The following is a 15,070-nucleotide window of genomic DNA, read 5'->3' on the forward strand; positions in this document are numbered from 1 at the left end:
GTCGTCTTTATATTTGCGGCGCAGACATTAGCAAATCCATTTGTGCCGGGTAAATATTAATTAAGAAAATTCATTTTAAAAGGGGAAGGGTAGTGAATTGCCAGGTGTTTTTTTAACGTGAATTAATAAATGAAATGCCCCTGGAGCGGTAAGCTGAAAAATACCTTAAGGGGCGATTATTACACACTGTAGTGTAATGCTTGCGTTAACAACGCTAACAGAGAAGGACGATGATGAAGCTTTGTCAGGGGGCTAATTCATAGAGGTAAATTACAAAATCGAAGGGTAAAGGAGAGAGGAGCAGTTGCAATGTGAAGTACGCAAGCCAATGCCTGCGTACCCTTTTACAGAAAGTGGTTACTCCGCTTCCGCCAGTTCGCGCAGATACTGGAAAATCAGTCGTGCGGATTTTGGCGGCTTGTTCCCTTCTTTCTCTTTCTTCGCGTTACGGATAAGCGTACGCAGCTGCTGGCGGTCAGCGTCCGGCCACAGGTTCAGCACTTCCGCCAGGGCGTCATCACCATTATCAATAAGGCGATCGCGGATCTGCTCGAGCTTATGGAACAGCGCAACCTGCTGGTTGTGGCGGTTTTTCAGCTTATCCAGCGCCTGGCGGATCGGATCCACATCGCGCTGACGCAGCAGTTTACCAATCAACTGAAGCTGGCGACGGCGGCCCTCTTTCTTGATGCGTTGTGCCAGTTCGATGGCGGCACGCAGATCGGGGTCGAGCGGGATTTTATCCAGCGCGTTTTTACCCAGCTCTACCATTTCCGCACCAAGCTGTTTTAACTCTTCGGCGTCGCGTTTAATTTCACTTTTACTGACCCAGATGATCTCATCATCTTCGTCTTCGATGTCATCACCGGGAACGTCGTCGAGCCAGTCTTCGGGCTGCTTAGTCATGTCAGGCTCCTTAAAAAAAGAGGCTAATGTTACCAGTTTAGACGCGTACTGAGAAACGGTTCTCTGTTAGACTTCAGCTAACTACACCTTACATTATGGCATTTACGATGAAAGTGATCTCACAAGTTGCAGCGCAGCGTAAAGCACTGGAAGAGGCCGTCTCCATGGCCCTGGAGCTGGCGTCAGCGAAATCCGACGGGGCAGAAGTCGCCGTCAGCAAGACCACCGGCCTGAGCGTCAGCACCCGCTACGGTGAAGTGGAAAACGTTGAATTTAATAGCGATGGCGCGTTAGGGATTACTGTTTATCACCAGAACCGTAAAGGCAGCGCATCCTCTACTGATTTAAGTCCGGACGCCATTGCCCGCACCGTGCAGGCGGCGCTGGATATCGCTGCCTACACCTCGCCCGACCCTTACGCCGGCGTTGCAGACAGGGAGTTGCTGGCTTTCGAGGCCCCGGATCTGGATCTGTTCCATCCGGCAGAAGTGACCCCGGACGAAGCCATTGAGTTCGCGGCCCGCGCGGAACAGGCCTCCCTTAACGCCGATAAGCGCATCACCAACACCGAAGGCGGCAGCTTTAACAGCCACTACGGCATCAAAGTCTTCGGCAACAGCCACGGCATGCTGCAGGGCTACAGCTCCACCCGCCACTCGCTCTCCAGCTGCGTGATTGCCGAAGAGAACGGCGACATGGAGCGCGATTATGCCTACACCATCGGCCGGGCGATGGGCGATCTGCAGTCGCCAGAGTGGGTTGGGACGGAGTGCGCAAAACGCACATTATCCCGCCTTGCGCCACGAAAACTGTCTACCATGAAAGCACCGGTGATCTTCGCCAATGAAGTGGCGACCGGGCTGTTTGGTCATCTGGTGGGCGCGATTGCCGGTGGGGCGGTGTACCGTAAATCCACCTTCCTGCTCGATGCGTTGGGCACGCAGATCCTGCCGGAGTGGCTGACCATTGAAGAGCATCCGCACCTGTTGAAAGGGCTGGCCTCCACGCCGTTCGACAGCGAAGGGGTGCGCACGGAACGTCGCGATATTATCAAAGACGGCATCCTTACCCAGTGGCTGCTGACCAGCTACTCCGCGCGCAAGCTGGGGCTTAAGAGCACCGGCCATGCGGGCGGGATCCACAACTGGCGCATTCCGGGCCGTGGCCTGAGCTTTGAGCAGATGCTGAAAGAGATGGGCACCGGGCTGGTGGTGACCGAGCTGATGGGGCAGGGCGTGAGCGGGGTGACCGGTGACTACTCGCGCGGCGCGTCTGGCTTCTGGGTGGAAAACGGTGAGATTCAGTATCCGGTGAGTGAAATTACCATCGCCGGCAACTTAAAGGATATGTGGCGCAATATCGTGACCGTGGGCAACGATATCGAGACGCGGAGCAATATCCAGTGCGGTTCTGTTCTGCTACCGGAAATGAAAATTGCCGGTCAGTAATACTCAGGCGCACTTCGGTGCGCTTTTTTTCATAATAAAAAAGGAAGTGAGCAATGCGTAAAACCCTGTTAGCTATCCTCGCAGCGTCAACGCTGGTCATGAGCACGTCGGTCCTTGCCGACCTGGAAGACAATATGGACACCCTCAGCGAAAACCTGAAGGTGGTGCAAAAAACCGATAATGCCGGCGAGATGAAAGAGGCGTTAACCAAAATGCGTACCGCGGCGGTGGACGCGCAAAAAGAGACCCCGCCGAAGCTGGAAGGCAAAGCGGAAGACAGCCCGGAGATGAAAGATTTCCGCCATGGTCTTGAGACGCTGGTCGGTCAGATCGACGGCGCGCTGAAGCTGGCCAACGAAGGCAAAGTGAAAGAGGCCCAGGCGGCAGCCGACGGGTTTGTCGCAACACGTAATACCTATCACAAAAAATACCGTTAATGGGTGCCTGAGCCTTACGCCCTGTCCCCGTGTGCGGAGGCGCACTACACGCCTCCGCCTGTTTGCCCCTACGATCCGGAGCGACACTCCATTTGCGCAATCACTTCAAGCGAACCGTTTCGAAAACGGATCTCGCACAGTGTTTTCCGCGTCACCAAAGTTAAGATGATTATTGTCAAAGAAATAATCATCAAAACCCCGATACTGGGATCTCTGCGTTTCATGGATGCCTCCTTGCTTTTTAAGCGGGCGAGGTAGCGAACTCCACGTGGTTGGACGTGTCGTTTCGAGCCCCCGCCCTGATTTTTTATCAGGCGGGGCTTTCCACTTTCCGTCCCATGCAAGAGACGGTCAGTCTCAAGCACCCACGGCCACTCTACCCAATCCGCATAAGAAAACCTTATCCAGCTCACATTTCTACGAGTCTGCTCGTAAACTTTTTCACTTCCGGAACAGCGGGTTTGCCGTGCAGAAGCGTGATATTCATCACGTAAGACCAGCTCAAAATCGTTATTTGGGGCAATTATGTGGCACAGATCACTGGTGCCGCTCTCCTTTCCACTTCGAAGTGGAAAACAACTCGCTACAAACCCATAACCGCCAGCGTTAGTTTTATCCCAGAGCCAATAACGGGGTAATACGAGTGATTAACGGAACGGTAATAAACGACACTGGAGACCAGGCGGCACAAACTGAACAGCTTGCCGACAGCATGCTCAAGCAGACTTTCGCGCTGCTTAGTCATCACCACATTATCCCCAATGCCGTTCAGGAGCAGATGCTGACCTCCCACGTTCGCGCGATGGCGCACCGGTCGGTAACCGGCGAACCGCTGCCGGAGGTTGAAGCTGACCTGTTTGACGAAATTTCACCAGAATCCATGCGGCTTGCCCGTGAAGTGGTCGCGCTGTTTGGCAATCTTCCTGATGAAGAGGCCTGGCTGCTCTCCGTTCACTTCGAAGTCGCAAAAGACAACCTTTAAGGAGCACATCATGGAACAAATTACAGTTGTCATCGGCGATCGCCTGGGTAAAGGCCAGAAGGTTGCAGCAGGCGTTGAAAAAGCAGGTGGCCGCGCGGTTGTGGTCCCGGGCATGGCGGCGGATATGAAGCTCGGCGACGTCATGAAAGCGGAAAACGCCACCTTCGGCATCTCCTTCTGCGGCAGCGGCGGCGCGGGTGCCATCACCGCCCAGACCAAATATGGCTACAAAGCGAAGTACGGCATGCGTTCGGTGGAAGAGGGCGTGACCGCCATCAACGAAGGCTGCAACGTGCTGGGCTTTGGCTTTATGGATAAAGAAGAGCTGGGCGAGCGTCTGGTTCAGGCGTGGCAGAAGAAGCACGGCGCATAAGCATGAAAGAACAGTTCACCACCACGGTGAGAGTGAAAGGCAAGGGTGACGCCAAAGCGCGCGCCTTTGCCGACGCGCTGAACCACGTTCAGGCCGCGGTGATGAAAGCATCGCCGCATATCTTACTGCGTATTGAGCCACAGGATGTGCAGGTTGTTCAGGCGCAAGAAGCGGTGCGTAAAGAGGCGTTTCTGTTCTTCTTTTTGCGCCGGGAAAGACGCACCTACAGCGTGGAGCTGGACGTGACCGTCAACGTGACTGCCATCAATCTGGACCAGGTGGATTTCGTCACGCAACGCTGATTCTTACTAATAGGGCAGACTAATGTTCCTGATAATTTTAATAAAATCGCTCATCATCGGCGGCCTGGTGGGCGTCGGCGTTGGCGCCGGGGCTGCACGCATGTTTCATGCGCCTACCACACAGGGTATGGGCGCGTTTCGTACGTTGGGGGAACTGAACTCCTGCGAAGGGGATCCCGCGTCCCACTTCTCCTTTGGGTTAGGTTTCTTCTTCAACGCCTGGGCTTCGTCGGTTGCGGCGGGTTCCTTCACCCAGGACGTTGACCACCGCATCATCCCTAACTGGGGTGCCGCGGCGCTGATGATCAAAAACCGCAACGTCGGCGAGACGCTGCACGATCCCCGCAAAATGGCGATTGCCTGCGGCCTGATCGGCATGATTGTCGTCACCTTCCTTAACCTGACTGCCTCGTCCGTTCCGGCCGCGCTGCAGGTGACTGCCGTGAAGGTACTGGTACCGGCGGCAAACCTGCTGGTCAACACCGTGATGCCAGTGATCTTCTGGCTGGCGGCCATCGACGCGGGCAAAAAATCGGGCTTCTGGGCAACCGTCTTTGGCGGCGCGGCGCAGCTGATTATGGGTAACGCCGTACCGGGCCTGGTGCTGGGCATCCTGATCGGCAAAGGCGTGGAAGAGAGCGGCTGGAACCACGTTACCAAAGTGATGATGGTGGCCATCGTTCTGCTGTTCGTGCTGAGCGGTTTCTTCCGCGGCTTCGACATGAAGATGATTGAATCCTTCCATCTGACCGTGCCGAACTGGCTCGACATGATCCACAACTCGCTCAGCGGCAAGTAACAGGAGCCTCTAAATGGAACAGAATAAAGGTTTTTGGTATGCCGACTGGTCGTTCCCGATCTTCGTTGGCCTGCTCTCTTCCGGCGTCTTCGCCGGGACGCACATGTACTACCTCTACGGCATTGGCGCTTTTAACGAAGTGGCCTTCGTAGCGATGCTGAAAGCGGGCATCGATACCGGGGCTTACGGCGCGGTCGCGGCGTTCGGCGCCAGCTTCCTGTTTGCCCGTATTATCGAAGGTTCGCTGGTGGGGATCCTTGATATCGGCGGCGCGATCCAGACCGGCGTGGGCTTAGGCGTTCCGGCGCTGCTGCTGGGCGCGGGCATCATGTTCCCGGTGACCAACTTTATCGCCTCGCTTGCGACCGGCCTGGTGATTGGCCTGGCGATTGGCTACGTCATTATCCTGGCGCGTAAGTTCACTATCAATCAGAGCAACTCCACCTACGGGGCAGATGTGATGATGGGAGCCGGTAACGCCTCGGGCCGCTTCCTCGGGCCGCTGATTATCCTCAGCGCGATGACCGCGTCTATTCCAATCGGCATCGGTTCCCTGCTGGGCGCACTGCTGTTCTACATCTGGCAGAAGCCGATTACCGGTGGCGCCATCCTCGGTGCAATGCTGTTGGGCTGGCTGTTCCCGGTCGCCCTTTAATACCCGCGGGCGCTCAGGCGCCCGACTTATCAGGAGAACCCCATGTTTGATTTACTCCTGCGCCGTGCGCGCCTCACCGACGATACCCTGACCGATATCGCCATTCAGGACGGGAAGATCGCGGCGGTAGGCGACATTACCGATCCCGCACAGCAAACCGTTGAGCTTAACGGCGACACTTACGTCAGCGCGGGCTGGATCGACTCCCACGTCCACTGCTATCCGAACTCGCCGATTTATCACGATGAGCCGGACAGCGTCGGCATTGCCACCGGCGTTACCTCCGTGGTCGACGCGGGCAGCACCGGGGCGGACGACGTGGACGATTTCTACGACATTACCCGCAAAGCCTCCACCGAGGTTTTTGCCCTGCTGAACATCTCCCGCGTGGGGCTGATTGCCCAGAACGAACTGGCCAACATGGCCAATATCGACGCCGACGCGGTGAAGCAGGCGGTACAGCGCCACCCGAATTTTATCGTTGGCCTGAAAGCGCGCATGAGCAGCAGCGTGGTCGGTGAAAACGGCATTACGCCGCTGGAGCGTGCCAAAACCATCCAGAAAGAGAACGGCGACCTGCCGCTGATGGTGCACATCGGCAATAACCCGCCGAACCTCGATGAAATCGCTGACCTGCTGACTTCCGGCGACATCATTACCCACTGCTACAACGGCAAGCCGAACCGCATTCTGACGCCATCCGGCGAACTGCGCGCCTCCATCACCTCCGCCCTGCAGCGCGGCGTGCGTCTTGACGTGGGCCACGGCACGGCGAGCTTCAGCTTTGAAGTGGCGAAACGCGCCATCGCGATGGGCATTCTGCCGCACACCATCAGCTCGGATATCTACTGCCGCAACCGCATTAACGGCCCGGTAGGATCGCTGGCGAGCGTGATGTCGAAATTCCTCGCCATCGGTATGACGCTGCCGCAGGTGATTAACTGCGTGACCGTCAACGCTGCGGACGGTCTGCGCCTGGCGCACAAAGGCCGCATTCAGCCGGGTCTCGATGCCGACCTGACGCTGTTCACCCTTAAACGCCAGCCGACGGTGCTGGTGGACGCCGAAAACGACAGTCTGCAGGCTGAACACATTCTGGTGCCGCTTGCCGCGATCCGCGCGGGCAAGGGCTACATGACCGAACAAGGGAGCACGGAACATGCCTTCAATTTTTGAGAAATACAATTTAAAGCAGGTGATTAACACCTCCGGGCGCATGACCGCGCTGGGCGTCTCCACCCCGCGCCCGGAAGTGGTACAGGCGGCAATGGAGGGGATGAACCAGTACTTCGAGATGAAGGATCTGGTGAACAAAACCGGCGAATACATCGCGAAGCTGCTGGATGTGGAAGGGGCGACCGTCGTCTCCTGCGCGTCGGCGGGCATCGCCCAGTCGGTAGCGGCGGTGCTGGTGAAGGACAGCGACTGGCTGCTGGAAAACCTGCACGTCACCCCGGTTGAGAATAACGAGATCGTCATGCCGAAGGGCCATAACGTGAACTTTGGCGCCCCGGTTGGCACCATGGTGGCGCTGGGCGGCGGCAAGCTGGTAGAAGCGGGCTACGCCAACGAATGCTCCGCCGATCAGCTGGCGGCGGCGATCACTCCGCGCACCGCGGCGATCCTCTATATCAAATCTCACCACTGCGTGCAGAAGAGCATGCTCAGCGTGGAGCAAGCGGCCGTGGTGGCGCGTAAGCACGACCTGCCGCTGATCGTTGATGCCGCGGCGGAAGAAGATCTGCATACTTACTACCGCTCCGGCGCGGACCTGGTGATTTACAGCGGCGCGAAGGCCATTGAAGGCCCAACCAGCGGCCTGGTGATCGGCAAAACGCAGTACGTCGAGTGGGTAAAACGCCAGACGGCGGGCATTGGCCGGGCGATGAAGGTGGGCAAAGAAGGCATTCTGGGCCTCACCTGCGCCATCGAACACTACCTGACGGCAACTAAAGAGAGCGGTGCTGAGATGGTGGCGAAGATGACGCCGTTTATTGACGCGCTCAACACCCTCAACGGCGTGACCGCTCGCGTGGTCTGGGACAGCGCCGGTCGTGACATCGCCCGCACCGAAATTAAGTTTGACGAAGCCACCACCGGCGTCGGCACCGGCGACCTGGTGCACGCGCTCAGGCAGGGCGAATACGCCATCTACTTCCGTGGCTACAAGGCCAACGAAGGGATCATCGAAGCGGACGTGCGCAGCGTCAGCGCAGACCAGCTGAATATTGTTTATCGCCGCATCAGCGAAGTGTTAGGCCAGGAGAAAAAGGCATGAAACTGACCCCAAACTTTTACCGTGACCGCGTCTGCCTGAATGTGCTGGCCGGATCGAAAGCCAACGCCAGCGCCATCTATGAGGCCGCAGAGGGGCATGTGCTGGTGGGCGTGCTCTCCAAAAACTACCCGGACGTCGACAGTGCGGTGGCCGATATGCGCGAGTACGCCGCGCTCATCGATAACGCCCTCTCCGTGGGCCTGGGGGCAGGCGACCCGAACCAGTCGGCGATGGTGAGCGAAATCTCCCGTCAGGTGCAGCCGCAGCACGTGAACCAGGTCTTTACCGGCGTGGCAACCAGCCGCGCGCTGCTGGGGCAGAGCGAGTCCGTGGTTAACGGTCTGGTCTCCCCGACCGGTACTGTCGGCATGGTTAAAATCTCCACCGGTCCGCTGAGCAGCGCGGCGCCTGACGGCATTGTCCCGGTGGAAACGGCGATTGCCCTGCTGAAAGATTTTGGCGGCAGCTCAATCAAATACTTCCCGATGGGCGGCCTGAAGTGCCGTGATGAATACAAAGCGGTGGCGGAAGCCTGCGCCCGTCACGACTTCTGGCTCGAGCCAACCGGCGGCATCGATCTGGATAACTTCGAAGAGATTTTGCAGATTGCGCTGGACGCGGGCGTGAGCAAAATCATCCCGCATATCTACAGCTCGATTATCGACAAAGCCAGCGGCGACACCCGCCCGGAAGATGTGCGTACGCTGCTTGCAATGACGAAGAAGCGGGTTAAGTAATAAAAACAACACCCCTCAACCCCTCTCCCCTTTGGGGAGAGGGGTTGAGGGGCAGTAAAAAATTTCAGGATCCCCATGCACACCCAACACACGCAGTACGCCTGGGTCGGCACCTACCATCCCCACGGCGAAGGCTTATACCGCTTTACCCGCGACCCTGTCACCGGCGCGCTCAGCAACAGAACCCTCGTGCATACCCTGACAAATGCCGCGCAGTTGGCCATTGCGCCGGATGGCAACAGGCTCTATGTAGCAAGCGAAGTGGAGCAGGGTGTTGTCCAGGCGCTGCGTATTGATGAAGCCGGGAATGTGCATCTGCTGAACGAGGTGGCGTCCGGCGGCGCAGGCCCGGTATCGCTGTCGTTTACCCCCAATGGACGTTACCTGCTGGTGGCGAACTACGGGGGCGGAACGGTGGCTGTCCTGCCGGTAAATGCGGACGGCAGCCTGAGCGAGGCGAGCGATATTCATCTGCATCGTGGCGAGCCCGGCGCGGCAAAACCGGCCGCCGCCGTGGAGGGCAGTTTTGCCATCAGCGGGCATAGCGCCCCGCATGCCCACATGATCGCCGCGGATCCCCATAGCGGCGCAATATTTGCCACCGATCTGGGCCTCGATCGCATTTATCAGTACCAGTTTGACGATCAAAACGGCAGGCTTATCCCCGACGATCCGCCGTTTATCCCTGCGTCGTCAGCGGGCGCCGGGCCGCGTCATTTTGTCTTTACTCCACAGGGGGAAGGGCTGTGGCTGATTAATGAGGAGGCCTCCACGCTGACCTACTATCAGCGGGATCCGGTTTCCGGCAGATTGCACGAAGGCAAGAGCTGGTCTGCGCTGCCGGCAGGCTATAAAGGCACCAGCTTTGCGTCCGGCCTGGTACTGAGCCGCGATGGCAGACAGCTGTATGTCGCGAACCGGCTGCACAACAGCATTGCGCACTTTACCGTGACGTCAGAGGGCGAACTGATCCATCAGGATGATGTCTGGACGCGCGGCGATTACCCGCGCACCCTGACCCTCGATCGCGACGGGCGCTGGCTCTATGTGCTGAACCAGCGCAGTGATAATATCACCCGCTTTAGCGTGGAGCCGCACAGCGGCACCCTGCATTTTGAGCCAGACTACACCCCTGTCGGCAGTCCATCCCAGATGGTCATTTCCCCCTGAGCAGTAAGAGGATAACCACGTGCGATTTCCCAACCAACGTTTAGCGCAACTGTTTGAGATGTTGCAAAACGAAACGCTGCCGCAGGATGAACTGGCGCAACGGTTGTCGGTATCCACGCGTACCGTCCGGGCTGATATCACCGCGCTGAACGCTATGCTCGGCGACCACGGGGCGCAGTTTGTCCTCAGCCGGGGCAACGGCTACCAGCTGAAGATCGACGATCCGGCGCGCTACCAGCTGCTGCAGGATTCTCATCCGCGTATGCTGCGTATTCCGCGCACCGGCCCGGAGCGGGTGCACTATCTGGTGGTGCGTTTTCTTACCTCGGCATTCTCCCTCAAGCTGGAGGATCTGGCCGACGAGTGGTTTGTCAGCCGCGCCACGCTGCAGAGTGATATGGCGGAGGTGCGGGAGTGGTTTCATCGCTACCGTCTGACCCTGGAGACCCGTCCGCGCCACGGCATGAAGCTGTTTGGCAGTGAAATGGCGATCCGCGCCTGTCTGACCGATCTGCTATGGCAGCTGGCGCAGCAGGACAATCTCAACCCGCTGGTGACCGAAGTGGCGCTGAATACGGGCGTGCCGGAGTCGCTTGCCGCCGTCCTGCATGAGACCTTCACCCGGCATCACATCCGCCTCACCGATGAGGGCGAGCTGTTTTTGCGCCTCTACGGCGCGGTGACGGTGCGGCGCATCAGCGAAGGCTACCCGCTGCAGGAATTTAACGCCGAAGAGGTGGCTGAGAACGTGCATGCCGCCGCGCGGGATATCGCCAGCGCTATCGCCCGGCTGGCAGATAAAACCCTGGCACCCCCGGAAGTGACCTGGCTGGGAGTGCATATCGCCGCCCGCCAGGTGCAGGAGATCTCCCCCAGCGCGATCAACGCCGATGACGAAGAGGCGCTGGTGAACTACATCCTGGGTTATATCAACACCCACTATAACTACAACCTGCTCGACGACGCCCAGCTGCATGCGGATCTGCTGACCCACATTAAGACCATGATCACCCGGGTGCGCTACCAGATTATGATCCCTAATCCGCTGCTGGATAACATCAAGCAGCACTATCCGATGGCATGGGACATGACCCTCGCGGCGGTCTCCAGCTGGGGGAAATACACCCCGTACGCGATCAGCGAAAACGAGATTGGCTTTCTGGTGCTGCATATCGGCGTCGGGCTGGAGCGGCACTATAACATCGGCTATCAGCGCCAGCCGCGAGTGATGCTGGTGTGCGATGCGGGCAACGCAATGGTGCGGATGATCGAGGCGGTATTACAGCGCAAGTATCCGCAAATTGACGTCACCCGCGTTCTGACCCTGCGGGAATATGAGCAGTGCGAAAACATCAGCGAAGATTTTGTCATTTCCACCGCGCGCGTTGGCGAAAAAGCCAAACCGGTGGTGATGATTGCCCCGTTCCCGACGGACTATCAGTTAGAGCAGATTGGCAAGCTGGTGCTGGTGGACAGAACCCGCCCGTGGATGCTGGAAAAGTACTTCGACGCCAGTCACTTCCGCGTGATTGATCAACCCATCGACCAGCAGACGCTGTTCCAGGAGCTGTGCGGCCAGCTGCAGGAGGAGGGGTTTGTGGACGCGGAATTTCTCGACTCGGTGGTCGAGCGTGAAGCCATCGTCAGCACCCTGCTCGGCGACGGTATCGCCCTGCCGCACTCCCTGGGTTTGCTGGCGCAAAAGACCGTGGTTTACACCGTGCTGGCCCCGCAGGGCATCCAGTGGGGCGATGACACCGCACACGTCATCTTCCTGCTCGCCATCAGCAAAAGCGAGTATGAAGAGGCGATGGCGATCTACGATATTTTCGTGACCTTCCTGCGTGAACGGGCGATGGCGCGTCTCTGTCAATGTCGCGACTTTGTGGCGTTTAAAGCCGTGGCGATGGAGTGTTTGAGCCGGTTTTGAGCTCAACGCAAATGATGCACCACCTGGTTACTGCTGCCGCGCCAGATCAGCATCGGATCTTTCAGATCCTGCACAAACTTGCCGTCGATCAGCACGTTGATCAGATCCACCACCTGCATCTGGTCATCGTTCAGCTCGTCCAGCTTATAGCCCGTCCATACCCAGATATCTTTTCCGGCGCACTCGCGGCGGATACGTTTTACCAGCTTGAGAATATCCGGCACGTTTTGCGGATGCAGCGGATCGCCGCCGGATAAGGAAATTCCCTGACGTTTAATGCGCGTGTCGTTGAGATCGTCAACGATCCGCTGCTCCATCTCTGCGGTAAACGGCATCCCGGAGTTCAGCCGCCAGGTGCTTTTGTTGTAGCAGCCCGGGCATTCGTGGATGCATCCGGACACAAACAGCGTGCAGCGGGTGCCGGGGCCGTTGACGATGTCGACGGGATAGTACTGGTGATAGTTCATCGCGAATAACCACGCCGGGTGGCGCTACGCTTACCCGGCCTACAAAAGAGTGCGGTCCGTAGGCCCGGTAAGCGTAGCGCCACCGGGCATCAATGTGGCAGAGATGTTACCCGATCTGCCCATTCCCTAAATGCTTCACCCGGCGCTTCACCTCTTCCTGCTTACCGGCGTTAAACGGACGGGCGTCCGGGCTGCCGAGATAACCGCACACGCGGCGGGTCACGGAGACGCGGGTGGCATCGTGGTTACCGCATTTCGGGCAGGTGAAGCCTTTGCTGGTGCACTCGAACTCACCGGTAAAGCCGCACTCGTAGCACTCGTCGATAGGCGTGTTGGTGCCGTAATAAGGCACGTGCTGATAGCTGTAATCCCACACGTCTTCCAGCGCCTTCAGGTTGTGCTGAATGTTCGGGTATTCGCCGTAGCAGATAAATCCGCCGCTGGCGATGGGCGGATAGGCCGCTTCGAAGTCGATCTTGTCATACGGGTTCACCTTCTTCTCCACGTCGAGGTGGAAGCTGTTGGTGTAATAGCCTTTATCGGTCACACCCTCCACCACGCCAAACTCGGCGGTATCCAGGCGGCAGAAGCGGTCGCACAGGTTTTCGCTCGGGGTGCTGTAAAGGCTGAAGCCGTAGCCGGTTTCCTCTTTCCAGCGATCCACCGCGTCGCGCAGGCGCTGGACGATAGCGATGCCTTTCTCACGCAGGGCCTCGCTGTCATAGATGTGCTTGTCACCGCACAGCGCGTTAATGGTTTCGTGAATACCGATATAGCCCAGCGAGATGGACGCCCGGCCGTTTTTGAAGATCTCAGACACGTCGTCGTCGGCCTTCAGTCGCACCCCGCAGGCCCCTTCCATGTAAAGTATAGGGGCGACGCGGGCTTTGACGCCTTCCAGGCGGGCGATACGGGTCATCAGCGCTTTACGCGCCAGCTGTAAACGCTCGTCCAGCAGCGTCCAGAAGGCCGCTTCGTCGCCTTTGGCTTCCAGGGCGATACGCGGCAGGTTAAGGCTGATGACACCCAGGTTGTTACGCCCGTCGTGGATCTGCTCGCCGTTCTCATCTTCGTAGACGCCGAGGAAGCTGCGGCAGCCCATCGGGGTTTTGAACGAGCCGGTGACTTTCACTACCTGGTCATAGTTCAGAATGTCCGGGTACATGCGCTTGCTCGCGCACTCCAGCGCCAGCTGCTTGATGTCGTAGTTGGCATCGCCGGACTTGTGGTTCAGGCCGTCGCGGATGGCGAACACCAGCTTCGGGAACACCGCGGTTTTGCGGTTTTTGCCGAGGCCGGAGATGCGGTTGCGCAAAATGGACTGCTGGATCAGGCGCGACTCCCAGCTGGTGCCCAGCCCAAAGCCAAAGGTGACGAACGGCGTCTGGCCGTTGGCGGTGTGCAGGGTGTTCACTTCGTATTCCAGCGACTGGAAGGCGTCGTAGCACTCTTTCTCGGTGCGGGAGCGGGCATAGCCGTCCGCATCCGGGATCTGCCACTCTTCTGCCACCTGGCGATGCTTATCAAAGCTGGCGGTTACAAAGGGGGCCAGCACTTCGTCGATACGGTTGATGGTAGTGCCGCCGTAAATATGGCTGGCAACCTGGGCGATGATCTGCGCGGTCACCGCGGTGGCGGTGGAGATCGACTTGGGCGGCTCAATCTCGGCGTTACCCATTTTAAAGCCGTGGGTCAGCATGCCTTTCAGGTCGATCAGCATGCAGTTGAACATCGGGAAGAACGGGGAATAGTCGAGATCGTGGTAGTGAATATCCCCGCGCTCGTGCGCCTGCACCACGTCGCGCGGCAGCAGGTGCTGACGGGCATAGTGTTTGGCGACGATACCCGCCAGCAGGTCGCGCTGGGTGGGGATCACCTTGCTGTCTTTGTTGGCGTTTTCGTTGAGCAGCGCGGAGTTGGTCTGTTCCACCAGGCCACGGATCTCCTGGTTCAGGCGACCGCGTTTTTCACGTTCGATATCCCGGTCGTGACGGTATTCAATATAGGCGCGCGCCAGCTGCTTGTACGGGCCGGACATCAGCTGGTTTTCCACCGCGGTCTGGATCTCGTTGATATCGACCTTGCTGCGACCCTGCATCTGCTGGCTGACGACCTCTGCGACGGTGGCGCAGTAATCTGCGTCATCGACTCCCGCTGCTTTAGCTGCACGCAGAATCGCTTCCTGAATGCGCTCTGATTTGAAAGGCACGTTACAGCCATCTCGTTTCATCACATGCGGTGTCATGATCACTCCATTTTAAGAACAGGTTATCCACAGAGGCAGGGAAAAGGGGCGGGGCCGTAACTGCCGACGCGCGCGCGATTTCTCCTGATTTCGACCCTTTTTATCCACAAATTTATGTTGTGTGGTTTCCGTAGGCTTGTGGCAATAATAGACCATGGATACAACATCTTGGGTCGGCGAGCATTCTAAGTTCTATATGTAGTGATTTGCATCAAACTTGTTTGCGATTTATTTGATTCAGGACAAGGTAAAAAACGAAGTGTACAGATGGCGGGCGATCCGGGGTTTGTAAATTCTTCAGGGGTTAATCTGGTTGATTTTCCACCAAAAAAAGCGTGCGC

General features: G+C 57.9%; 16 protein-coding genes. 12 read left to right on the forward strand and 4 right to left on the reverse strand.

What is annotated here, in order from left to right; all coding sequences use genetic code 11:
• Positions 1–357: 357 nt before the first annotated feature.
• Positions 358–906, reverse strand: coding sequence for a ribosome biogenesis factor YjgA (gene yjgA, locus NB069_RS02190; RefSeq protein WP_250587376.1), 549 nt, complete (start codon positions 904–906; stop codon positions 358–360).
• Between the two features lie 95 nt (positions 907–1,001).
• On the opposite strand from yjgA, the gene pmbA reads away from it, so the two are divergent.
• Positions 1,002–2,354 (forward strand): metalloprotease PmbA, encoded by a 1,353-nt coding sequence (gene pmbA, locus NB069_RS02195; RefSeq protein ID WP_250587378.1) that lies wholly within the window; start codon positions 1,002–1,004, stop codon positions 2,352–2,354.
• 53 nt (positions 2,355–2,407) lie between these two features.
• Positions 2,408–2,791 (forward strand): cytochrome b562, encoded by a 384-nt coding sequence (gene cybC / locus NB069_RS02200; RefSeq protein WP_250587380.1) that lies wholly within the window; start codon positions 2,408–2,410, stop codon positions 2,789–2,791.
• A gap of 68 nt (positions 2,792–2,859) precedes the next feature.
• Here the strand turns inward: cybC and NB069_RS02205 are convergent, their stop codons facing one another.
• On the reverse strand, positions 2,860–3,015 hold the full coding sequence (locus tag NB069_RS02205) for a Hok/Gef family protein (protein WP_039030612.1): 156 nt from the start codon (positions 3,013–3,015) through the stop codon (positions 2,860–2,862).
• 419 nt (positions 3,016–3,434) lie between these two features.
• Here NB069_RS02205 and NB069_RS02210 point away from each other — a divergent pair, with 419 nt between their 5' ends.
• The 10 genes from NB069_RS02210 (at position 3,435) to NB069_RS02255 (ending at position 12,017) form a co-directional block, all read left to right on the forward strand.
• Positions 3,435–3,773 carry a glycine dehydrogenase gene (locus NB069_RS02210; RefSeq protein WP_250587382.1) on the forward strand — a complete coding sequence of 113 codons (339 nt, stop codon included), beginning with the start codon at positions 3,435–3,437 and terminating at the stop codon, positions 3,771–3,773.
• 10 nt (positions 3,774–3,783) lie between these two features.
• The gene (locus tag NB069_RS02215) at positions 3,784–4,146 is read left to right on the forward strand and encodes an SFCGS family glycine-rich protein (RefSeq protein ID WP_032616243.1); all 363 of its coding nucleotides are present in this window, start codon (positions 3,784–3,786) and stop codon (positions 4,144–4,146) included.
• Positions 4,147–4,148: 2 nt separating this feature from the next.
• Positions 4,149–4,448, forward strand: coding sequence for a DUF4312 family protein (locus NB069_RS02220; protein WP_006810338.1), 300 nt, complete (start codon positions 4,149–4,151; stop codon positions 4,446–4,448).
• 22 nt (positions 4,449–4,470) lie between these two features.
• Entirely contained in the window at positions 4,471–5,247 is a 777-nt protein-coding gene (locus tag NB069_RS02225; RefSeq protein ID WP_250587384.1) for a DUF4311 domain-containing protein, read from the forward strand.
• A 13-nt stretch (positions 5,248–5,260) separates the two neighbouring features.
• On the forward strand, positions 5,261–5,902 hold the full coding sequence (locus tag NB069_RS02230) for a DUF4310 family protein (RefSeq protein WP_103178023.1): 642 nt from the start codon (positions 5,261–5,263) through the stop codon (positions 5,900–5,902).
• Positions 5,903–5,944: 42 nt separating this feature from the next.
• On the forward strand, positions 5,945–7,078 hold the full coding sequence (locus tag NB069_RS02235) for an amidohydrolase/deacetylase family metallohydrolase (RefSeq protein ID WP_250587386.1): 1,134 nt from the start codon (positions 5,945–5,947) through the stop codon (positions 7,076–7,078).
• The gene (locus NB069_RS02240; protein ID WP_250587388.1) at positions 7,062–8,180 is read left to right on the forward strand and encodes a DgaE family pyridoxal phosphate-dependent ammonia lyase; all 1,119 of its coding nucleotides are present in this window, start codon (positions 7,062–7,064) and stop codon (positions 8,178–8,180) included. The genes NB069_RS02235 and NB069_RS02240 overlap by 17 nt, the downstream gene beginning before the upstream one ends.
• Positions 8,177–8,917, forward strand: a complete 741-nt coding sequence (dagF, locus tag NB069_RS02245; protein ID WP_250587390.1) for a 2-dehydro-3-deoxy-phosphogluconate aldolase — start codon at positions 8,177–8,179, stop codon at positions 8,915–8,917. Before NB069_RS02240 ends, dagF begins: the two co-directional genes overlap by 4 nt.
• A gap of 75 nt (positions 8,918–8,992) precedes the next feature.
• Positions 8,993–10,087: a lactonase family protein gene (locus tag NB069_RS02250; protein WP_350223402.1), complete on the forward strand. Its 1,095-nt coding sequence runs from the start codon at positions 8,993–8,995 to the stop codon at positions 10,085–10,087.
• Between the two features lie 19 nt (positions 10,088–10,106).
• Entirely contained in the window at positions 10,107–12,017 is a 1,911-nt protein-coding gene (locus NB069_RS02255) for a BglG family transcription antiterminator (RefSeq protein WP_250587392.1), read from the forward strand.
• A 2-nt stretch (positions 12,018–12,019) separates the two neighbouring features.
• Here the strand turns inward: NB069_RS02255 and nrdG are convergent, their stop codons facing one another.
• Both nrdG and nrdD read right to left on the reverse strand, forming a co-directional pair.
• Positions 12,020–12,484, reverse strand: coding sequence for an anaerobic ribonucleoside-triphosphate reductase-activating protein (gene nrdG / locus NB069_RS02260; protein ID WP_250587394.1), 465 nt, complete (start codon positions 12,482–12,484; stop codon positions 12,020–12,022).
• 106 nt (positions 12,485–12,590) lie between these two features.
• Positions 12,591–14,729, reverse strand: a complete 2,139-nt coding sequence (gene nrdD, locus NB069_RS02265) for an anaerobic ribonucleoside-triphosphate reductase (RefSeq protein ID WP_250587396.1) — start codon at positions 14,727–14,729, stop codon at positions 12,591–12,593.
• Between the last annotated feature and the right edge of the window lie 341 nt (positions 14,730–15,070).

The sequence above is a fragment of the Leclercia adecarboxylata genome (assembly GCF_023639785.1).
GTDB classification, from domain to species: Bacteria; Pseudomonadota; Gammaproteobacteria; order Enterobacterales; family Enterobacteriaceae; genus Enterobacter; species Enterobacter adecarboxylatus_D.